Annotated in this window: 18 protein-coding genes, 1 other RNA gene and 1 pseudogene; 10 read left to right on the top strand and 10 right to left on the bottom strand. The window is 40.8% G+C overall.

Going from position 1 to position 20,441, the window contains the following annotated elements; translation table 11 throughout:
- Window positions 1-138 precede the first annotated feature (138 nt).
- The 4 genes from V7K41_RS21375 to V7K41_RS21360 all read left to right on the top strand — a co-directional run bounded on the left by V7K41_RS21375 (window position 139) and on the right by V7K41_RS21360 (window position 3,883).
- Entirely contained in the window at window positions 139-1,119 is a 981-nt protein-coding gene (locus V7K41_RS21375) for a magnesium transporter CorA family protein (protein ID WP_334851411.1), read from the top strand.
- 409 nt (window positions 1,120-1,528) lie between these two features.
- Window positions 1,529-3,007 carry an amidase gene (locus V7K41_RS21370; RefSeq protein ID WP_334851409.1) on the top strand — a complete coding sequence of 493 codons (1,479 nt, stop codon included), beginning with the start codon at window positions 1,529-1,531 and terminating at the stop codon, window positions 3,005-3,007.
- 3 nt (window positions 3,008-3,010) lie between these two features.
- A complete protein-coding gene (locus V7K41_RS21365) occupies window positions 3,011-3,169 on the top strand; it encodes a hypothetical protein (RefSeq protein WP_334851407.1) in 159 nt (52 codons plus the stop codon).
- Between the two features lie 234 nt (window positions 3,170-3,403).
- A complete protein-coding gene (locus tag V7K41_RS21360; protein ID WP_334851405.1) occupies window positions 3,404-3,883 on the top strand; it encodes a tetratricopeptide repeat protein in 480 nt (159 codons plus the stop codon).
- Window positions 3,884-4,319: 436 nt separating this feature from the next.
- Here the strand turns inward: V7K41_RS21360 and sfsA are convergent, their stop codons facing one another.
- A complete protein-coding gene (gene sfsA / locus V7K41_RS21355) occupies window positions 4,320-5,045 on the bottom strand; it encodes a DNA/RNA nuclease SfsA (protein ID WP_334851403.1) in 726 nt (241 codons plus the stop codon).
- Between the two features lie 240 nt (window positions 5,046-5,285).
- Between sfsA and V7K41_RS21350 the strand changes: the two genes are divergently transcribed.
- Together V7K41_RS21350 and V7K41_RS21345 are read left to right on the top strand one after the other, a co-directional pair.
- Complete coding sequence (locus tag V7K41_RS21350) at window positions 5,286-5,960, top strand: 2OG-Fe dioxygenase family protein (protein ID WP_334851401.1); 675 nt, start codon at window positions 5,286-5,288, stop codon at window positions 5,958-5,960.
- Window positions 5,961-6,508: 548 nt separating this feature from the next.
- Entirely contained in the window at window positions 6,509-7,777 is a 1,269-nt protein-coding gene (locus tag V7K41_RS21345; protein ID WP_334851399.1) for a tetratricopeptide repeat protein, read from the top strand.
- A gap of 117 nt (window positions 7,778-7,894) precedes the next feature.
- On the opposite strand, the gene V7K41_RS21340 is transcribed toward V7K41_RS21345, so the two are convergent.
- Window positions 7,895-8,728, bottom strand: coding sequence for a DUF4114 domain-containing protein (locus V7K41_RS21340; RefSeq protein WP_334851397.1), 834 nt, complete (start codon window positions 8,726-8,728; stop codon window positions 7,895-7,897).
- A gap of 726 nt (window positions 8,729-9,454) precedes the next feature.
- Here V7K41_RS21340 and argS point away from each other — a divergent pair.
- The 3 genes from argS to V7K41_RS21325 all read left to right on the top strand — a co-directional run bounded on the left by argS (window position 9,455) and on the right by V7K41_RS21325 (window position 12,398).
- The gene (gene argS, locus V7K41_RS21335) at window positions 9,455-11,209 is read left to right on the top strand and encodes an arginine--tRNA ligase (RefSeq protein WP_334851395.1); all 1,755 of its coding nucleotides are present in this window, start codon (window positions 9,455-9,457) and stop codon (window positions 11,207-11,209) included.
- 110 nt (window positions 11,210-11,319) lie between these two features.
- On the top strand, window positions 11,320-11,883 hold the full coding sequence (locus V7K41_RS21330) for a Uma2 family endonuclease (protein WP_334851393.1): 564 nt from the start codon (window positions 11,320-11,322) through the stop codon (window positions 11,881-11,883).
- Window positions 11,884-11,891: 8 nt separating this feature from the next.
- Window positions 11,892-12,398, top strand: coding sequence for a cobalamin biosynthesis protein (locus tag V7K41_RS21325; protein WP_334851391.1), 507 nt, complete (start codon window positions 11,892-11,894; stop codon window positions 12,396-12,398).
- 5 nt (window positions 12,399-12,403) lie between these two features.
- On the opposite strand, the gene V7K41_RS21320 is transcribed toward V7K41_RS21325, so the two are convergent.
- Together V7K41_RS21320 and V7K41_RS21315 are read right to left on the bottom strand one after the other, a co-directional pair.
- Entirely contained in the window at window positions 12,404-12,757 is a 354-nt protein-coding gene (locus V7K41_RS21320; protein ID WP_292869094.1) for a phage holin family protein, read from the bottom strand.
- Window positions 12,758-13,174: 417 nt separating this feature from the next.
- A complete protein-coding gene (locus tag V7K41_RS21315; RefSeq protein ID WP_442943241.1) occupies window positions 13,175-14,170 on the bottom strand; it encodes a peptidoglycan-binding domain-containing protein in 996 nt (331 codons plus the stop codon).
- Here V7K41_RS21315 and V7K41_RS21310 point away from each other — a divergent pair.
- Complete coding sequence (locus V7K41_RS21310; protein WP_334851387.1) at window positions 14,068-14,322, top strand: hypothetical protein; 255 nt, start codon at window positions 14,068-14,070, stop codon at window positions 14,320-14,322. The genes V7K41_RS21315 and V7K41_RS21310 overlap by 103 nt on opposite strands.
- Here V7K41_RS21310 and V7K41_RS21305 read toward each other — a convergent pair.
- The 6 genes and pseudogenes from V7K41_RS21305 to V7K41_RS21280 form a co-directional block, all read right to left on the bottom strand.
- Window positions 14,281-15,552: a M16 family metallopeptidase gene (locus V7K41_RS21305; protein WP_334851522.1), complete on the bottom strand. Its 1,272-nt coding sequence runs from the start codon at window positions 15,550-15,552 to the stop codon at window positions 14,281-14,283. The two genes, V7K41_RS21310 and V7K41_RS21305, sit on opposite strands and share 42 nt — an antisense overlap.
- Before the next feature lie 101 nt (window positions 15,553-15,653).
- Entirely contained in the window at window positions 15,654-16,919 is a 1,266-nt protein-coding gene (locus V7K41_RS21300) for a M16 family metallopeptidase (protein WP_334851385.1), read from the bottom strand.
- 253 nt (window positions 16,920-17,172) lie between these two features.
- Window positions 17,173-17,737 (bottom strand): annotated as a pseudogene (locus V7K41_RS21295) (AAA family ATPase); the annotation flags it as partial.
- Window positions 17,738-17,872: 135 nt separating this feature from the next.
- A non-coding RNA gene (ssrS, locus tag V7K41_RS21290) (6S RNA) lies at window positions 17,873-18,056 on the bottom strand.
- Between the two features lie 60 nt (window positions 18,057-18,116).
- Entirely contained in the window at window positions 18,117-19,271 is a 1,155-nt protein-coding gene (locus tag V7K41_RS21285) for a 5-(carboxyamino)imidazole ribonucleotide synthase (protein WP_334851520.1), read from the bottom strand.
- Complete coding sequence (locus tag V7K41_RS21280) at window positions 19,268-19,792, bottom strand: pentapeptide repeat-containing protein (protein ID WP_334851383.1); 525 nt, start codon at window positions 19,790-19,792, stop codon at window positions 19,268-19,270. Before V7K41_RS21280 ends, V7K41_RS21285 begins: the two co-directional genes overlap by 4 nt.
- Window positions 19,793-20,441: the final 649 nt, after the last annotated feature.

The raw sequence follows: 20,441 nt of genomic DNA, 5'->3' as shown, positions 1-20,441 counted from the left end.
TTGGTAGTAAGCACTAAAGAGCTTACTACTTAGCGTTATAAATTATAGACTTTGACATTTTAGGTGTCGTTGTAGTCAAATAAATTATCGCTCAATATGAGTCCCCGTGTTTTTTCACGACTCAATTAGGATTGCTATATGCTAACTCTCCTGACTTTTTATCCAGATAGCCTGGAAATATTCACCAACAGGGATGTCGATACGGTACTGAAAAGAATTGATGGGTCTCATAATATTTGGTTGCGCTGTATTCACTTCCGCGATCGCACTGGAACAGCCAGAATTATCAAGCACTTTGGACTCAATCCATCTCGTGTTAACATGATTTTTAACCATTCACCTCTAGGAATTGATGAAGACATAGAAGATTGTTTATTTGATAGCTATGAAATCCTAAGTTCTCAAATAAAAAATAATGAATTTGAGGTTGTGCGTGGCAATATTGTGGTTGGAAATAATTTTATCATAACTTTTGAAATCACTGAGCTAAAAATTTTAAGTATTTTAGCTAATCATCTTCAAAAGCGAACTTTAGATATTCATAAGTTAGGCATAGACTATCTTTTTTATCTCATATTTAAAGATATTTTGAATAATTACGAAACTGTATTTACCTATATTTCTAGAAAACTTGATGATTTAGAAGATGAAGTTTTAGACAATTCTGGTGATGAATCAACTTACCAAAAAATTGCCACAATGAGGCAATCTACTCGTTCTGGACGCCGTAATTTTCAAAGCATCAAATTACTTATGGCTATTATGGATAATGAAGATTTCCAATGGATCGGCCCGCCAGTGAAAGAACTATTCAATCAAGAATTGGTTCATCACGTTGATAAACTCTGGCAAGAATATCAAGCTATAAGAGCCTGGATGTCAGAATTAATGGAAATTCAACGTGATAATATTGCTAGTAAAACAGGCGAACGAATTAATCGCCTGACTATCCTATCGACAATATTTTTACCAATTACTTTTATGTCTGGTTTCTATGGTATGAACTTCAAGTATATGCCGGAATTAGAACAACCTTTGGCTTACCCTGTGGTGATCTGTATGATGGCACTAATTGTGATTGGCAGTATTGTCTATGCCAAAAAACAACGTTGGTTGTAGTAAGCTAAAGCGCCTATATATTGCACTATTTTCCGTATAGACCGTCATTAGTCATTAGTCATTAGTCATTAGTCATTAGTCATTAGTCATTAGTCATTAGTCATTAGTCATTAGTCATTAGTGTTTCTAAGGACAAAGGACAACCCTCTCCTGAAGGAGACGCTGCGCGAACACTAGTTAATGTGCAATTTTCTTGGCGTAACAGCTTAGAATCTGACAAATGACGTGAAATCGACCTATGATATCATGACCGCTTGATTAGTTATTATTCCGGGCATCTATGCAAAAATCTTAAAACCCTCTTTCCCCCTGCTCCCTGCCCCCTGCCCCCTGCTCCCTGCCCCCTGCCCCCTGCTCCCTGCCCCCTGCCCCCTGCGCTCTTAATGATAAGTCTTTTACCGAACATGATATGAGTGACTTAGTTTTTCTACCCGCTCATCAACTTGCTCAGATGATTCGCGATCGCCAAGTCTCTGCTGTCGAAGTGTTCGATGCTTACCTGGCGCAGATTTATAAACACAACTCAAAGCTGAATGCAATTTGCACCTTAGACGAAGACAATGCTCGTACCAGAGCAAAGCTTGCAGATGAAGCCCTAGCTAGAGGAGAACACTGGGGCGCTCTGCACGGTGTTCCGATCACGATTAAAGACATTTTTGAAACAGTAGGACTCCGTACCACAGCGGGTTACATTCCTCTCAAAGACTACATTCCTCAACAGGATGCCACCGTTGTTGCAAGGCTGCGGACAGCAGGAGCCGTTATCCTTGGAAAAACCAACATGGCAGAACTGGCTGGTGATTTTCAAAGTACAAATTCTCTGTTTCCACGGGTAAATAATCCCTGGAATCTTGACTATACAGCAGGTGGCAGTTCTGGAGGTAGTGCTGCTGCTGTTGCAGCCGGACTTTCATCATTAGATATAGGTAACGATATTGCAGGTTCCGTGCGCCAGCCTGCAACTTTCTGCGGTGTATATGGCTTAAAGCCAACAGATCGCCGTATTTCCACCGCCGGAAGTATCCCTGAAGTACCGGGAATGCCGCTATGCTTGCGACAAATGTTGACTATTGGCTGTTTTGCGCGATCGCTCGAAGATATTCGCCTTTGTTTCTCGCTGATCGCTGGTGCAGATTTGCGTCGCCCAGATGTGCCACCGATTCCCCTTGATACTCCATCAGGCAAGTCTTTGCAGGATCTTAAAATTGCTTGGATCGATCAATGGGTAGAGGTTCCCGTTGCTGCGGAAATTCGAGGTGCAGTACAGACAGTGGTGCAAAAACTTGCTCAAGCAGGTACTCATGTTGAACGCTGGCTTCCCAAAGATTTTGATTTATCGACAGTGTGGAACCTCTGCGGACGGATGGAAGCATATATCAACAATTACGCCCAACCCAAGGATCGCTATAATGTGCTACGCAGCTTAGAGTTACTCTTTCGCACGGCAACTCAAGGCGACAAAAAATTGCGAAAATTGGGGAATTTCAGCAGCTTTCTGCCAGAACTTTTAAATCCCAGCTTAAGAGGATATTTTGAGACACTCACCGAGCGCGATCGCTTCATTGCCCAAATCGATGAAGCTTTAGAAGCGTGGGATGTATGGCTCACTCCGGTGACAGCAACTCCTGCATTTACCCATTGTCCGGCTTGGAGCGCTATTGATATAGACGGCAAATCCTATCCTCATGCGGTGGCAAACGGATCTTACACTATGCCATTTAATCTCAGTGGTCATCCTGCGGTGGTGATTCCGATTGGGCAAACTCACAATGGCTTACCGATTGGAATCCAAATTATTGGCAAGCGATGGCGCGAGATGGAGTTGCTAGCGATCGCTCAACAACTTGACAAAGTGGTTGGTGATTTCCGCCATCCATTCGGCTATTGAGGAATGGCAGCAATTAAATATGCAAAGGCTTTCAACTACGATTTACAAGCAATTTGTGATGATTTGCGACAAAAACAAGCCCTAAGTAATCGGCAGATCATTTCACAGCCACTCAAACAACGCAATCGTCTGCATAGCAAATCGCAATACACAACTAGCTAAAAGTTAAGCTATCGCGCCTACAAGTTGCATTATCATCTTTTAGGTAAAACCTGCAAATCCTCTCCTCTGCACCTGAAGCCCCTCTGCTACCTCAAAGTGCAAATTCAAAGCACAACAGCTTATCTGTTGGGTGTTGCAGTTTATCTGGGGTGATTAGGAATGTTATGCCGTACAAGATTTTTGGGAATACTATCTGGTAGCTAAACACAAATCTCAAGCTAGGAAGTGTGAACTATGAAAAGCTACACAGATCAAGTTAAAGCCGAACTCTTTTACAACGAAGGTAATGTAAGCGCTAAGATGAGCATGTTTGAAAATGCTCTGTCTCTTTACGATCAAGCTATCACTCTTGATGACGCCAATCCAATGTACTACAACAATCGTGCTGCCACGCTTAAGAGGCTCGGTAGGTTTCAAGAAGCGATCGAGCAATATGAAGAAATTGTCCACAAATTTCCCGACTATGGAAAAGCTTTTCTTTCCATAAGCAGCACATATATTGAAACAGGTAATTATCAAGGGGCTGTTTCCAGCTATCGGCATTTTATTGACGCGTACAACAAGGGGCAGTTCACCTTTAATCCAATATGGGGAGGAATCAATCAAAGTACGTATGTAGAGAGTTTACTAGAGACTGCTTTATTGACATCTATCAACTACCTGTCCCTAGATCAGCAGGGACTAGCGATTCAGGCTTTCCAGGAAGCACAATAGTGAATCAGATTGAACTAAAATCCATTTTCTCACTCCTTCGGTATTTTTGGTGGACACCAAAAGAGGTTTTTGCTGGACACACCAAGGGATTCTAGAATTCCTCGCATCACCTCTGTGCAGTACATCCAATGCCCCAAATCGTCATACATACGATCGGGATTAAACTCGACATTGTAATGCAGCACATTTGGAAGGTCTAAAAACTTTAGGGCAGGGGGCAGGGAGCAGGGAGCAGGGGGAGAGAAAGTCGTTTTGATTCGGTGAAATTGGATAATTTATTTCTTGGAAGTCCCTAATGCAAAAAAGCAGGGTTTCACATATCATCAAAACCGTGTTCGATCGCATCCGCAACATCTGCAATATTGATCGTGCGCGTCAGATCGAAGGGAGTAGCAATCTACTGGAGTTTAGTCTAAACTCCAGTTATTAAATGCAATCAAATTTTTAGTTTTGCTAAACCCAAATAACGGATACCTTCGGGAGAAATGTCAAAACGGCAAGGTAAAACTTCTAAACCGAGAGCGATCGCATCCCGCAATAATTTACTATATACAGGATCTGTGCGATCGCCAGGGGAGAACTCAATACAATCACCGCGATTGATAAAATAAAGCATTACCGCACGAGTTAAAGGTAACAACGCCATCAGTTCTCGCAAGTGCTTTTGCCCTCTGGTAGTCTCCGTGTCAGGAAATAGGGCTAATCTCCCCTCAGACAAGGTTGTATTTTTTACTTCTAAATAAATCGGGGGTTCCTCATCATTCCCCGTCAAGAAAAAATCTACTCGACTTTTTTTATCTAGCCCATAAACTACCTCGCCCTTGATTTGGCTGTAGTTCCCCAATTCCGGGAAAAGGTATTTCGCCAAAGCTAGCTTTACCACCCGATTGGGCAAAAAAGTATTTATACCTACCCAAGTCGGCTCATTGTCATGTACCTGAATTAGTTCTAGAGTGTAAGCCAATTTGCGGTTGAGATTATCGCTTTTGGAAAGCTGTACCGCACTTAGAGGTGTCGATACTCCAGTCATTGGCCCTGTATTGGGACAGTGTGCTGTCACTATTTCGCCAGAAGTAAGTTGAACGTCAGCAAAAAACCGCTTGTAACGCTTAAGTAAAATACCCGAATACAAAGGTGGGTAACGGTAAAGCCAATCTATCATTATAGAACCTTGTTGCTCTTTGTAAATATACGTCGATTCTTTGACCACCGAACCCTATGTGCAAATCTTTTCAGTAGCGACTCCGTTCTGTGACAGAATTTGAGTAACTTTGTATATCATGAATTGTCATTTTTTGTAGTTAAATTGACAACATAGTAACAAAAAGTAGCATACAATAAATATTACAAGCCTCCCATAAAAAAAATCGGGAGAATCTCAACGTGCAAGGAGGTAAATCCTATGCAAAAAGTGTGGACAGCAACGGAATTAGAATATGCTTTTCTATTTACTCTCAGAAAGGTAAATTCCATCGGTCTAGAAGGTTTCAAACCATTTTTTAATAATATGCCTCTTGACCCTTATATCAAAGGCAATTATCGTTCTAGAAGATTATCTCGGTTTACAGTTTCTGGAAATCAGTTAATCAAATTACCTCATGGCGTCTTCTTTCAAAGTAAAGAGTATAATCGATTAGCGGGTGACATAAAAAGAGAGTTTGCAGAATTAGATGATGCACTCATAGAACTTGATATTTTCAAAAATCTTGTTTTGGCATTTAGTGATTCTTGTAAACTTCATCCTGAAGCTGAAATCGGAGTTCATCAAATTAGAATTAGTTGTTTTCCAAAGAATTTTGGTAATCCAGCACCTGAAGGTATCCATCAAGATGGCACTGATTTTATTGGCATATTTTCAGTAAATAGAGATAATATTCAAGGTGGAGAAACACATTTGTATACTGCCAAAAAAGAAAAGCCTGTGTTTAGCAAAGTTCTAAATCCGGGAGAACTCCTATTGATTAACGACCATGAGTTTTTCCACTACGCCAATCCTATAAAACCACAAACTGAGGCTCAAGGAAATTGGGATGTTTTTGTTCTGACTTCTCCCAGCTTGCTTTCAGAAGAATGTTAGTGTAAAAATTCAGCACCCAGAAAGCAGAAGTCAGAATAAATCCAGTATTACTTAGTATATTGATTCCAAAAATTTCCTGCTGATTCTTGAAATATTCTGACTCTTAAATTCTGAATTCTAGTTAACCACAAATATTTGACAATCTACGAAAAATGGGGAATGGAATATAATCATTCTCCAATTTTTTATTGATAATTATACAGAATAAATCTGATAATAGTTTATTAAAATTGATGGCTAAAGTTTCCATTTCAATTACATAAAGCTATAATTTTTCTATAGTTATATCAACTGGAATCGTAACTGTATAAAATACATAGCCAAAAACTGCTGAATGTAATAATAAATTTGATTAGTGATATTTTCACTACACTGAACTCCAAAATCTAGATGTGTACAATATTTCATTTATCAAAAGTTAGGGTAGTGTGTTGGTTTTATTTCACAAAAACTATGAAATATACTTAAAATATGAAGATGAGTGCATAGATTAGGCTATGAAACAAGCCTGCTGGAATTCAATTAACTGAATCAACCAAACAAATGTCATGAATGACGAATTCTACAATAGAGGATTGGAAAAGGCTAGGCGAAAAGATTACGCGGGAGCAATTGAGGAATTTAACCATGCTTTACAACTGACACCTTACTTTAGCGAAGCTTATTTGCAACGGGGTTTAGCACATTATGACTCAGGCGCAATTCTGAAAGCTGTTTCAGATTATACCGAAGCATTGAAACTGAATCCTGAGAGTGTAGAGGCATATTATTGTCGGGGATTGGCTAGGGTAGCGCTGAAAAATTTACCGGGGGCGCTAGAAGATGTTGAACGTGCGATTCGTCTCAATCTCAATTATCCTGCTGCTTATAATCTGCGGGGAATGGTGCGGCGCAAACAGGGTTATATTCAAGATGCGATCGCTAACTTTAAAAAAGCTGCTGGGTTATATCTAGAGCAACAAGACAAAGAGAATTGTCGTCTTTGTCTAGAACGAATTAAACAGCTACAACCTAAAGAATTACCTGCGCTTCAGGAATTGCGTTCCACCAATGCGCCAATTTTATCCACCAATGATTATTTCACGCAATTATTAGAAAAGGCTGAAAAAGGAGATACCCAAGAGGCACTCGCCGATTTAAACTGGGTATTAAAAGCCGATCCGCAAGATGCCCAAGCTTACTGCTGTCGTGGGGTTGTGCGTTGTAAAATCGGGAATTATCGAGAAGCGATCGCAGATTTTAATCAAGCATTACGACTAAATTTTCAAGATGCCATTGTCTATCGCAACCGAGGTAGAGCACGTTCTATCTTAGGAGATCATCAAGGGGCGATTGCCGATCTTAACCAAGCACTCCAGATGCAACCCGAAGATGTCTTAGTTTATATTGCCAGAGGTAATGTCTATCGGACAATGGGCAATTATCTTGGTGCAATTCAAGATTACACGCAAGCGCTGCAAATTAATTCTGATGATGCTCAAGCTTACTACAATCGCGGCATTGCCTATACTTGCTTAGAAGAAATACATAACGCCGTGGAAGATTATCAACGGGCGGCGAGTATCTTTTGCGAACAAGAAGACTGGGAAAATTATCAACAAGTCTTAAATAGCCTAGAAAAAATCCAGAAATTTAATCCAGAGTCAAAAAAGCAAAAATATCACCTGCTACGTCAGCGACTTTTACGAATGGTTGGGGGATACTGGGAAATTGCCGAACGATTGATTCAGCAAAAGCGGGATTACCATCCTGGGATGTCAGACGAGTGGTATTTGCAAAAAGTGATTGATGATTTAGAACGCGATCGCAATAGATAAAATATAAATGCCACTACAAACGTAAAATCACCCGTACATTTATACGGGTGAAAATGCGATCGCTTGTTATTTTTCAATGGAACTAAACGTACCCTATATTAAGCACCGTTTCCAAGTTTAGTGAGAAATGCGACTTTGACGGCGGCGGCGCAATCCAAACATACTAACTGCTCCCACCGCAAACATTGATAGAGTAACAGATGGTTCAGGAACGGTAGCACCAATTAAAGCTTTAACATTAGCCTCACCGACATCAAGAACGACGACAACATCATTAAAGTCGCGATCGGAACCTTCGTTCCACTTACCAGTTGCAGAATCTACCCCTGAAGCGTGTAAATCTCCGTATAAATCCTCGAATGCCAGGAGGATGTAATTGTTGTAAGCATAAGCAACTGCGTGCTGTAATCCGTCAGCGTTAGAGGCAGTATCAGTACCAAAGATATTGGCAGAGTTGCCACGGTTTAAACCATCGGCTCTCAACCATAAGTCTAGTTGAGTACCTGCGGTAACATTACCAACTTTGACCCCATCACCTAGTTTTAGTGCATTACCACCCCCGCCAAGAATACATCCATTTCCTTCACAAGAAATATCATTAAAAAGTAGTCCAGACTTATTAGTAGTTCCTGTAGCTTCAAAGGCTAACTGGTTTCTATAACCTGCACCCTCATTAATAAAGTAAACAGAAACATCGTGGTCATATTTTAGGTTTAATTTACTAGGGTCTAATTTAAATTGTCCGCTGTTTGGAAGGGCAACACTTTCTGCTTGGACAAATTGTTGGAAAGGAGTGTCGTTAAAACCAGTTTGAGATTTATTATATACAGTTGGTTGAGTCCAAGAGCTATTCCAATTAAAATCAGCAGCAGATGCAGTTTCTACTTTGGAAACTAACCCGGTTAATGTAGCTGTAGCGGCAATCAATGCTGTGAATAAATTAGGTTTCATTTTATGAGCCATTAAGTAGGAAAAACAATTTAGATAATGCTTTTTGAGCAGCTGTCTCTCTTCAGTCGTCTCTTACTTCTAACAGCTACACTTCTGCGAAGTCAATCTGTTGATTTACTTTTAATAATATATTCAAATAGCTCTTCATTTCAAGTATTTTTACTGAAAAAAGATTATTTTTTAGCAGATATTAACCTGTTATTAGCACTTAGTAATTAACCTGATATACGATGAAAACTTAATGAAGAGTTTAAACTTTTTATGAAAATAAGATATGCAATTTTTCTAGAAAAAAGCTAAAAGCTTAATCTATAAAAACTTTTATTTAAATGAGGTAGATAAGTAATAGTGCGCCGTCATCCGTATCAACTGAGCCAAGGCTTAGTTAATACGCTGCTATACAAACAGAGTTGATCTCCGTACTTACGTTGGGAAACGTAGTAATCTATCAAATCAAAGAAACTTGGGGAAATAAATTTAGTCTTTGTTTTAAGCACTCAAGTGCTTACTACGTATTACGCTTTCATTGGCTTGATTAACTAGTAGTCTGTCAAAATCGACTTTGTATCGTCAGAATCTAGAAGTTATGCCAAGGATGGGAGACAATTTAAGGGGGTTGTACCTTAAAATGACAGTCTTTGCTTAGACTTGATGAATATCTTTTAAGGTTAAAATAATCAAGCTTTTCCAGAGCTACATTCCCCCTTTCACAGATAAAATCTATATATGAACGCTACACAAGAAAAACTAAAAGCTCAGGTAGAGCAGGCTTTAATCGCGGCTTTTGGCGCTGACTTCGCTGGAGTAGATCCAATTTTGGTTCCTGCTAGCAATCCTAAATTTGGCGATTATCAGGTGAATGTGGCTTTATCCCTGAGTAAAAGGTTAGGAAAGCAACCAAGAGCGATCGCAGGTGCGATCGTTGAGAAACTAGATGTATCCGAAATCTGCGAACCGCCGGAAATCGCTGGGCCAGGATTTATCAATCTCAAACTGAAAACAGCATATTTAGAAGCACAACTAAACGCAATTCAAGCCGATCTTAGACTGGGAGTTCCAGCCGCGAAAACGCCAAAGCGGGAAATTGTGGATTTTTCCAGTCCGAATATTGCCAAAGAAATGCACGTCGGACACTTGCGTTCAACGATTATTGGTGATTCCATCGCCCGGATTTTAGAATTTCTTGGACACGATGTACTGCGGTTAAATCATGTCGGTGATTGGGGTACGCAGTTTGGAATGTTAATCGCCTATCTGCGGGAAGTTTACCCAGACGCGCTTACCACCGCTAATGCTTTAGATATTGGTGATTTAGTCTCTTTTTATCGCAAAGCCAAATTGCGGTTTGATACAGATGAAGCTTTTCAAGAAACAGCACGCCAAGAAGTCGTCAGATTACAAGCAGGTGCAGAAGATACACTTCATGCTTGGAAATTATTGTGCGAACAATCGCGCTCCGAGTTTCAAATAATTTATGAGTTGCTGGATATCAAGTTAACTGAACGCGGAGAATCTTTCTACAATCCTTTACTACCAGGAGTTGTGGAAGATTTAGAAAAATCTGGATTACTGGTAGAAAACCAAGGGGCAAAATGTGTTTTCTTGGAAGGCTTTACAAATAGAGAGGGTGAACCTTTACCCTTAATTGTACAGAAATCAGATGGCGGCTATAACTACGCCACAACAGATTTAGCATCTCTCCGTTACCGAATTCAGCAGGATGAAGCAAAACGGATAATTTATGTAACAGATGCTGGACAAGCAAACCACTTTGTTCAATTTTTTCAGGTAGCACGCAAAGCTGGATGGATTCCCGATGATGTGGAATTAGTCCATGTTCCCTTTGGGTTAGTGTTAGGAGAAGACGGGAAGAAATTCAAAACTCGTTCTGGGGATACTGTGCGGTTACGGGATTTATTAGATGAAGCTGTTTCTCGTGCCCATGCTGACCTAAAAACTAGATTACAAAAAGAAGAACGTCAAGAAACTGAAGAATTTATTAATGAAGTTGCTAGGGTAGTTGGAATCAGCGCAGTTAAGTATGCAGACTTAAGCCAAAATCGCACCAGTAACTACATCTTCAGCTACGACAAAATGCTGGATCTTAAAGGGAATACTGCACCTTATATGCTATATGTTTATGCGCGGATTCATGGGATTAGCCGCAAGGGTAATATTAACTTTAAAGAGTTGGGAAATAATGCCGTTTTGTTGCAGCATGAAACAGAATTAGCGCTAGCAAAATATTTACTTCAACTGGATGAAGTTATTAGTAGTGTAGAGCAAGATTTGCTGCCCAATCGTTTATGTGAGTATTTGTTTGAACTAAGTCAGAAGTTTAACCAATTCTACGATCGCTGTTCCATACTACAAGCGGAGGAACCGCAGCGCACATCCCGTTTAGTTTTATGTGATTTGACTGCTAGAACTCTGAAACTGGGATTATCTTTGTTGGGAATTCAGGTATTGGAGAGGATGTAATATTTTTTTAACGCATAGGTAAGCAAAGGAAGAGTTAAGTAAAGTTGATTTTTTCTTTGTGTCCTTTGCGGGTTGTTAAGAAAATTTGCTGGATTTGGAGGCGATCGCTTATGGTACGGACACCATCAAAAAACATAACTTTGGCAGAGTTTCTAATGTTACCAGAAACAAAGCCCGCTAGTGAATATATCGATGGTCAAATTATTCAAAAACCTATGCCACAGGGAAAGCACAGTATAATTCAAGGTGAAATGGTTAGCACTGTCAACTTAACAGTCAAGCCCAAGCGAATTGCTCGTGCTTTTCCAGAGCTGCGGTGTACTTTTGGTGGAAGGTCAATAGTGCCAGATATTTCTGTGTTTACTTGGCAAAGAATTCCCCGTGATGAAAATGGTGAAGTTGCCAACGTATTCCAAGCAGCTCCTGATTGGACTATTGAGATTCTATCGCCTGACCAAAGACAAACAAAAGTTACAAAAAATATTTTACATTGCTTGAATTATGAAACACAAATGGGTTGGTTGATCGATCCAGAAGAACAAACGGTATTTGTGTACATCCGTAATCAACAACCAATCATGTTGGATGAACTAGAAGCTTTACTCCCTGTGCCAGATTTTGCAAGTGAGTTGAGGCTAACGGTGGGAGATTTATTTGGTTGGCTGTTGGAGTAAACCCAATCATGTCATACTCTGACGAACTGAGTAAGAAAATACACAAATTACAACAGGTTTTATGGGTAGGAATTGGTTGTAAACGGGGAACATCATGGCAGCTGATTGATTGGGCAATTGAGAAAGTCTTTCGAGAAAATCAACTTTTTCCAAGTGCGATCGCAGGTATTGCTACCATTGACACTAAAGCCTCGGAAGTAGGCTTAATCAAACTTTGTCGCCTCCGCAATTTGCCCCTAAAAACCTTTTCTGCGGAAATCCTTAGTTCTGTCTGTGTCCCCAACCCTGCCACAATTACCGACGATAAAGTAGGTACACCTAGCGTAGCGGAGGCAGCTGCTATGCTTGCAGCCTCTCAACTCACATCGTTGACTGTTTTTCCGTTTACAAACATAGAAGAATTGCGGGTGAAGTTCTTAGTTCCTAAACAAATTTTCCAGATACAAGGGCAATCAGGAGCGGTAACTCTTGCTGTTGCCCAAGCTTTAAATATTAGTATTACAAAAGTTCTCTAATTTTTCTAGTCAACAACTCTCAAAAAATAGTTAATTATGCTAGAAACAATTGCTAGCACAATTGAACCTAACAAGGCAGGTAAAAAGCCCTGAATCTCAAAACCAGAACCAGGAGTTAGGACACTTGCCAGCCAAAGGGCTAAGGCGTTAATCACCAATGTAAATAAACCAAAGGTGAGTAAGGTAATTGGAAACGTCAAAATCTGCAAAATTGGTCTAATAAATGCATTAACCAGACCAATAACAAGGGCAGCAATTAAGGCAGTCAGAAAATTCTTGATAAAGAATCCCGGAACTATATTAGCAGTAATAAATAACGCCACCGCAGTACCGAGCCAAGTTAATAAAAAGTGTTGCATAAGTTTTTTTAGAGGATTTAGCAGTCAGTTTAATTAATTTCACTATTGCCAGTTGTGATCTGTAACACGATTAGGTATTGTTGTGCTTGACTCCTAAAGTTGCCATCATCTTTCGTCAGCCTAAAATCAATGTAATTATTCAGTGCTGCTAAGAGAGATACTTCTAATCGGTATATCTTTATCGTATTGCAGGATGTACCGCATTAAATTCATAAAAAACAGTGTGGAGTGCAAAAGCCCTACAAAGGTTTCTCGACTTAGAGAAACCTCATTCATTAGGGATTTCCAAGAAATAAAGTATCTAGTTTTGTTCGGTTGACAGCATTCGACTGAGCGCTCACGTCGAAATGTTGTCTGCACCTCTGGTTACGGACGGGTGAGACGCTACATTACCAAGCTTGAAGATTAGGGATACGGTTAACGCCGCAAAAGAACCTCCCAGGTAGAGCCACCAACTACGCCGTCAGCTTCTAAACCATAGCGCTTTTGTGCAGCTTTCACCGCTGCTTCGGTTGTCTCGCCAAAGTCTCCATCGGCATCACCTTTCAAGAAACCAAGCTTTTTCAGTTGTTGTTGCAACTTAACAACTTCAGAACCATGTAATCCTATACGCAAAATTGGCAATCCTTCTGAGGTGTATTGAATACCAGGAGTTCGTTTAGTAGTTGTGTTTGACTGAGTTCGAGTAGTTGATGTAGTACGCTTCGGCGTTTTCTTTGTGCTAGAAGTTGTAGTTTTTCTGGGAGTTGCAGGTCTTGGCTCAGGGTTGCCCGTAACTTGGGTTACAGCTTTTTTTGGGGTAGTAGGTTTTGGTTCAGGTCTAGTCGGAACTTGGGTTACAGCTTGTCTGGGAGGGTTGGGATTGGGATTTGCAACGTTGGTGAGGTTACTAGCTTGGGTTGGAACAGGAAAATTTGTAGCTGAGTTAAATCTTGGCTGGGATGAAGGGACGGTTGATGCTGCTACTGGTTGATTGGGAAAAAGTCGTTGCCAAGTGCTGGCATCAACAACGCCATCTGGATTCAAGCCAGCTGCTTGTTTAAACCGGGAAACAGCACTAGCTGTATTCTCACTATAAATACCATCTACTGCACCAGAATAAAAACCCAAAAGTTTCAGAGCTGCCTGAAGTTCAGCCACACGTTCGCCTTGACTGCCAACTTTGAGGCTAGGGCGGTTGATACTATTTCCAGGATTTACTTGGGCAATTTTTTGTGGGGCTGCTATTGATACTAGAGTCGTTGAGGTAATAAGCAGAGGCGTAGCCAAGAACAAGAGTATTTTAATGGCTGATAAAGATTTAGACCTCTTTGGCCACCAATCCTTTTGCCGTTTTTCCATTTTACAGCGATTTACAGTTGGGTCTAGTAATTTTAAATAACTCAAAATACTTGCTGTCAGGCTGCTTTGCATGGAATTCACTCCCAGAATATTCTCATGCTAATGGTACAGCCGCTTGGTCGAAAAAACAGCTGCTGGATTTTACGATATCTCCAACGGGCGTTGCTGCGGCACATTCTCAGTTACGCGATCGCTTGATTAATTGCTTCTTCTTGACCAACTAAAGACAAGTAAGGCTCTTTTAAATATTTACAAGCTGAAGCGATCGCATCCTTGGCACTCACCGCCGCAATCAATTCTTGGAACTTGGTGTCAAAATCAATTCCTAAGCCCAAAATTTCATACCAACCATATATCTGAGCAATTTGCCCGTTCGTTTGTTTACCCAAGGCGTATTGCCCCAGGATCTTGTTTTTAGCAGCTTGGAGTGCGCTTTCGGATATTTCGGTGGTACATAACAAATCTACTTCTGTACGCAGTCCTTCTAGGGCAATGCTGGTATTTTCTGGTGCTGTACCCATATAAACTATAAAGGAGGCTGGAAATAGCCTTGTGGAGTAAAAGGCGGATACTTCGTAAGCTAAACCGCGCTTTTCCCGCAATTCGACAAACAAACGACTAGAAAGCCCATTTCCCAAGTAGGTACACAGCAACTTCAAGGCGGCGTAGTCAACTGAACTCACCGATGTTCCCAAATACCCAAGCATCACGATTGATTGTTGTGTCTGTACTGGCTTCAGCTTTACCTGCGGTTCTACCTTAATCTCAGGTAAATTTAGTATTGGCAGTGCCTGGCCTGGCGCTTGCCAATCAGCAAAAACTTCTTCCACCAACGCTGTTGCATCTGTGGGTGTGACTCTACCCGCAATACTAATTACTACATTGTCTGGACGGAAATAAGTTTGGTGATACTCCACTAAATCCTCACGAATTAAGCGGCTCATGGTAGTTTCATCTCCCAGCACTGACATAGAGTAGGGATGATTTTGGTACATTACCTGCCGCATTTGTTCAAAGGCGACATTGAACGGTTGCTCTTTTTGAGAACGAATATCTTGGAGTGCTAAACGCCGTTCTAGTTCCACTTGAGTTTCGGGAAAAGTAGGCGATCGCAAAATCCGCCCTGCCAATGTTAAAATTTCCCCAAAATCAGATGTTACCGTCTTGAAAGATAGCAAAAAATAATCAGTGCCAGCATCCGCACTCAAACTCGCCCCTACAGACTCGACAATTTCAGCAATTTCCAAGCTAGAAAGTCCATCGCATCCCTTTGTCATCACTGCTGATAACAAATGTGCTAACCCTGCTTGCTCCCGGTTTTCGTTACAACTACCAGCACGCACAAAGATTCGCGCTGCAATAATGTCCGCAGCCGGATTTTCTGCCACCAGCACGACAAGGCCATTGTTCAATACAGTGCGATGGATGGGCGATTTTTGCAGCAAGGTTGTCATTTGTCTTTTGTCATTTGTCATTTGTCCTTTGTCCTTTGTCATTTGTCATTTGTCCTTTGTCATTTGTCCTTTGTCATTTGCTAATGACTAATGACTAATGACTAACAGGGTTTAAGTACAGTAACCGCGTAATTCTCCGGCGAGAGAAACTGTTTAGCTAATTGTTGCAGTTCTTTGGCATCAAAAGATTGAATCTGCTGGGGATATGTCACAGCTAATTCCGCTTGGGCAATGGTATTGTAATATCCATAAAGCCCCGTCAGTTGATTTGGTGTTTCAGTAGAAAAGGCATACTCGTTACATAGAAGTCTGCGTATACGAGCAAGTTCTTGTTCGCTAATTCTTCTAGTCAGCAAATCATCCAAATGAGCACAAATCAAGGACTCAACTTCCTCCAGGTTTTCTGGTTCTAACCAGGCAGTAATTGTAAATAAACTTGATTCCCGTTGTAGAGAAAAACTACTGCAAATTCCCTGTACCAATTGCAAATCTTCTCGCAAATCATGCACTAAACGCGAAGTCCGGCCTTCTGCTAATAACACTGACAAAAAATCTAAACCATAGCCAGTACGAATATCTTCTACTCCGGGTACTAGCCATGCCATTAACAATCGCGCTTGCTCTATGCGTGGTAAACACAGTTCTTGACGGTGAATTCCTGTTATTACTGGCTTTGTCACTTTCTCAAACTGCGGACAATTTGAGGGTTCGGCAAAATCAGTAAATGAATGATTTACCATTTCCCAAGCTGGTTGCTGGGCTATACCTCCGGCAATTACCACTGTCATGTTTTCCGGCTGATAGTGAGTGCGGTGAAAACAGCGCATTGCTTCTGGCGATTGCTGCATCAGTTCTTGCTCAGTACCCAGCACCGAACGTCCGTAAGGGTGATGCGGATAGATGCTTTGAATTAGAGCTTGAAATCCTATCCAGTCGGAATCGTCTTGACAAGAGCGAATTTCCTCTAACACTACATCCCGTTCGCGGCTAAATTCATCTTCTGGAATTGCCGCATTGAGTAGTAGTTCTCCCAAGTAGGGCAGAGTCTCTTTTAAATAAGGGGCAGCTGTGGTGAGTGAATAATGAGCATAATCATAGCTTGTCGCCGCATTACTCACACCACCCCGGTTTTCAACTTTGGAATCGAACATTCCAGGGGGTAGCGTCGCCGTACCTTTAAAAATCATGTGTTCTAAAAAGTGTGCCATGCCAAACCACGGTTTTGGCTCTAGGCTGGCTCCAGCACGCACCCAAACATCCGCCACAACTACAGGAGTAGTGGGAATTTCTTGATGAATAAAAGTTAAACCACTCTCTAGTCGGAAGACCGAGGCTGGAAATACGGTATTAGTTAGTTGTTTTAACAATTTTTTGTAGTTTTAACCACAATTTTACGCAATTGTGTAATTTTAACTCTGAACGATACCTCATTTAGAATCAAGTTATACAGATTTTGTAGAATTGTGCTATTGCTGTTCTCCGCACTACTGAGAAATTGGAAGCGTTATGCATTGAGAGGAAAATCGCAAATTAGTTAAAACACTGGAATCTCAATGACAAATTCTGTTCCTTCGCCAAGCACAGAGTTGCAACTCAACCGCCCATCATGGGTTTCTTCAACAATTGGACATCACTTTCACTTAGTAATTGTCCCATTAAGTCTCGAAATGCCTGCACAAAAGCAAAGAAGGGAATATTCCGATTAAATTGGTCAAATTTGCCTTTAATGAAGTAACCCCTTTGCCGGACAATGGGTTTATGACCCTCGTTAACTAAAGCAGTTTTACCAATACCAAAAAAACCAGCCACCAGCATTAGTTCTACCCCCCTTAATCCCTCCTTATCAAGGGAGCTAGTGCGTTGGGCGGCTCTGCCGACTTGAAGCATCTGGCGTGGGATTCAGGGGGGTTGGTAGAGAAATTCCCCCAAAGTCTTCTATCACTAACACATAGCCATTCTGATAGGGTTCCAGACTATAAGTTTGGATGATTCCAGGTAGATTCAAATTTTTGGCAATGCTGAACTGGTTGCGAAAGTGTACCAATTCGCTGAAGCTGGGATAAGCGGTTTTCATCAGCTTAATCACCACAGATTTTTGGTCAGTTTCTCGATTAGCGCGATAAACCAAGGTTCGAGAACCGTTGTAGAGTTCTTTGCTAACGTGATATCCGGGAATGCTGACCATACGGCTTAATTCTTGAAACCTCAGTATTTATTTCCCTAAATCATGGCAATCTTTACTGTCAGTTCGCTTATTTTAAACTGATTGAAATAATTAAAGCTCCCAAATTCTAACTGAACTTTGGGAGCTAATAATTTTAAGTTCACCGCGACGCCGTTTTACCTAAGTTTATGACCTGGGTTTATCCAGGTGGGAACCTAAATTCCTCGTTTAAAGTTTCCGGGTACATGCCCGGTATACTGCCACGAGAACAGTTGACTCCCTTGTCATTAAAGGCATAGATCAAAAAACTTGATGGCAGTCACCAACGTCGTAGTGCAACTCACTCATTATAGCTTTTCAAAAGATGTTGTGTGTTCAACATCGAAATTTTCCGATTTATTTACCTGGGATACCAAATAGATTCTATGGTCTGGGCGATCGCGATCGCCATCTCTCGATTTTGATTATCTAGCAAAACAGTGATATGTCCTAACTTTCGTCCAGGACGTGATTCTGTCTTCCCATACCAGTGAACCTGCGTTTGGGGAATTTCTGCTATTTGTTGACGCTGGCTTTGGTAGTCACTGTGAGAATTTTCATACCCCAATAGGTTCACCATTACAGCGCCAGCGCACTGTAAAGCTGGATTCCCTAAAGGTAAACCACAAACAGCTCTGAGGTGCTGCTCAAACTGAGAAGTTTCACAAGCATCAAGAGAAAAATGCCCAGAATTGTGAGTACGAGGCGCAATTTCATTTACCAGCACTTTGCCATCAGCCCTGAGAAATAGCTCAATTCCAAAAATTCCCACTACTTCTAGGCTATTTAATAGAGTATGTGCGATCGCTTGGATTTCTGCTACTTGATTAGGCGTAATTTCGGCTGGCGCAATCACCCGCCGACACACTTGTTGTTCTTGTTGGGTTTCTACCACTGGATAAGTAACAATTTCTCCCTCCACAGAACGAGCTGCAATTAATGCTAGTTCTTTTTCAAATGGGACAAATTCTTCTAACAAGAAAAGTGATTGATTTAAAGTTTTTGTTGTGCTTTCATCACTTAGCTTTTTTTCTAAAGTAGCAAAATCCTGAATTATGAAAGTACCTTGACCATCATAACCGTGACGACGGGATTTGAGGACTGCTGGGAAACCTAGATATTCTATTTTTGATTGAAGATTTTCCACCTCGTCAAGGGCGAAAAATTGAGGAACTGGTAATCCCAAGTCGCGTAAATAGCAACGCTGATGATATTTATCTAAAAGAGGAGCTAATGCCTCTAATCTGGGACGGAAACAAATGCCTTGCTGTGCTAAACCAGATAAAGCTTGCAGGTTCACAAATTCGTTTTCAAAGGTAATGACATCGCATTTTTGAGCTAATATTTCCGTAGCACTTGCATCATCAACTGGCGCAAAAACAATTTCTTTGGCGATTGACACGGCCGGGTCGTGTTCGCTAGGAGTTTGTACTACTAATTCTACTCCTAGCTTCTGTGCTGCATCCGCCATCATCCAGGCAAGTTGTCCGCCACCAATTACACCAACACGCTTCATTGACATCCTAGAGAATCACGAGTTTGCACGCCTGTTTTGGAATTCACACCACTGGCTTTGGTGCACAGTTCTTTGATTTGCGCTCTATCCAAAATTGCATCTGTAAAATCTGCACCGTCTATATTTACATCATTAAATATGGCACGGAGCAAAAGAGCTTCTTTGAAAACTGCATCGCTCAAATCTGCCTTAGTCAAGTTTACCTGATCGACCATTGCATTCGTTAAATCCGCTCCGTGGAGATTTGCTTTTGTCATCACCGAAGCGCTCATGACTGCTCCCCGTAAGTCAGCGTTTGTAAAGTTAGCCAATTCCATATTGGCGTTAGAAAACTCCGCAGCTTGCAAACTCTGTCCAGAAAAATCACGTCTTGATAACTCTGCATTGCTAAATGACAGTGGATGAGTCCAGTCTACTGCCACTGCTGGATCGGCCACACACCAGATAATAATTCCGAGAAGAAATGCTAATGCTTGCCGCCAAAATATATCGAGAGCCAATTTAGTGTATAATCTCTGCATTTAATTACCGCATTTGAATTATTAGCAAGACTGGCTCGTACTAATTGAGACTCGCAGCCTTGCTACTGGACTTGGAGAACGTGTATTTCCGTTGCTTAATATTTTGTAACGCAAAAAGAGTATAAGCTTCTTACTTTAGCAAATTAGCAAAATTATCCCTGCTACTTGAAGTAGAGAGTGGCAATCAGCGATCGCACTAAAATTAGATATCAGAACAATAATTACTAAATAGCGATCGCAATGACTGAGTATAAATTGTTTCTCACATCAAGCAAGCTTTAGCAAAATAGAGACGGGGAGCATAATCTGATCGCTGTTGATGAAGATAAAACTTGAAATTCCTAACTCTAAAAGAATAATTTAGCTGAATAAAGCAATGTCTACTATGGCCTATGGTTGTTAACTTATTTACAATTCTTCATTTGTAGATTTAAATTTTTAAAATATAAAAAGTTTTTTTGAGCAGTAATACTCACAGAGTTATTTACAATTCTTGACTTTCTATTTTGCAAGTAAAGTTTGTTGTCTTTTAAATTCAACAGCCCCGATCAACTGTTAGTCTTTTAATTAATGAAAGCAAGGTTTGAACGTAATTATATGCGTTTCAATTGCTTAACAAAGCTTAAAAGTTCGATAATTAGCGTTAATT

The sequence above is a fragment of the Nostoc sp. genome (assembly GCF_036917415.1).
GTDB lineage: Bacteria > Cyanobacteriota > Cyanobacteriia > Cyanobacteriales > Nostocaceae > Nostoc.
Note: the sequence above shows the minus strand (reverse complement) of the source record. Positions and strands in the feature narration are given on the sequence as shown.

Coding starts and splice junctions, on each gene's coding strand:
- V7K41_RS21305 (WP_334851522.1), bottom strand. CDS start 15,552: ATGACAACCTTGCTGCAAAAATCGCCCATCCATCGCACTGTATTGAAC.
- V7K41_RS21340 (WP_334851397.1), bottom strand. CDS start 8,728: ATGAAACCTAATTTATTCACAGCATTGATTGCCGCTACAGCTACATTA.
- argS (WP_334851395.1), top strand. CDS start 9,455: ATGAACGCTACACAAGAAAAACTAAAAGCTCAGGTAGAGCAGGCTTTA.
- V7K41_RS21315 (WP_442943241.1), bottom strand. CDS start 14,170: ATGCAAAGCAGCCTGACAGCAAGTATTTTGAGTTATTTAAAATTACTA.
- V7K41_RS21365 (WP_334851407.1), top strand. CDS start 3,011: ATGGCAGCAATTAAATATGCAAAGGCTTTCAACTACGATTTACAAGCA.
- V7K41_RS21330 (WP_334851393.1), top strand. CDS start 11,320: ATGGTACGGACACCATCAAAAAACATAACTTTGGCAGAGTTTCTAATG.
- V7K41_RS21370 (WP_334851409.1), top strand. CDS start 1,529: ATGAGTGACTTAGTTTTTCTACCCGCTCATCAACTTGCTCAGATGATT.
- V7K41_RS21360 (WP_334851405.1), top strand. CDS start 3,404: ATGAAAAGCTACACAGATCAAGTTAAAGCCGAACTCTTTTACAACGAA.
- V7K41_RS21375 (WP_334851411.1), top strand. CDS start 139: ATGCTAACTCTCCTGACTTTTTATCCAGATAGCCTGGAAATATTCACC.
- V7K41_RS21325 (WP_334851391.1), top strand. CDS start 11,892: ATGTCATACTCTGACGAACTGAGTAAGAAAATACACAAATTACAACAG.
- V7K41_RS21345 (WP_334851399.1), top strand. CDS start 6,509: ATGAATGACGAATTCTACAATAGAGGATTGGAAAAGGCTAGGCGAAAA.
- sfsA (WP_334851403.1), bottom strand. CDS start 5,045: ATGATAGATTGGCTTTACCGTTACCCACCTTTGTATTCGGGTATTTTA.
- V7K41_RS21320 (WP_292869094.1), bottom strand. CDS start 12,757: ATGCAACACTTTTTATTAACTTGGCTCGGTACTGCGGTGGCGTTATTT.
- V7K41_RS21350 (WP_334851401.1), top strand. CDS start 5,286: ATGCAAAAAGTGTGGACAGCAACGGAATTAGAATATGCTTTTCTATTT.
- V7K41_RS21285 (WP_334851520.1), bottom strand. CDS start 19,271: ATGAAGCGTGTTGGTGTAATTGGTGGCGGACAACTTGCCTGGATGATG.
- V7K41_RS21280 (WP_334851383.1), bottom strand. CDS start 19,792: ATGCAGAGATTATACACTAAATTGGCTCTCGATATATTTTGGCGGCAA.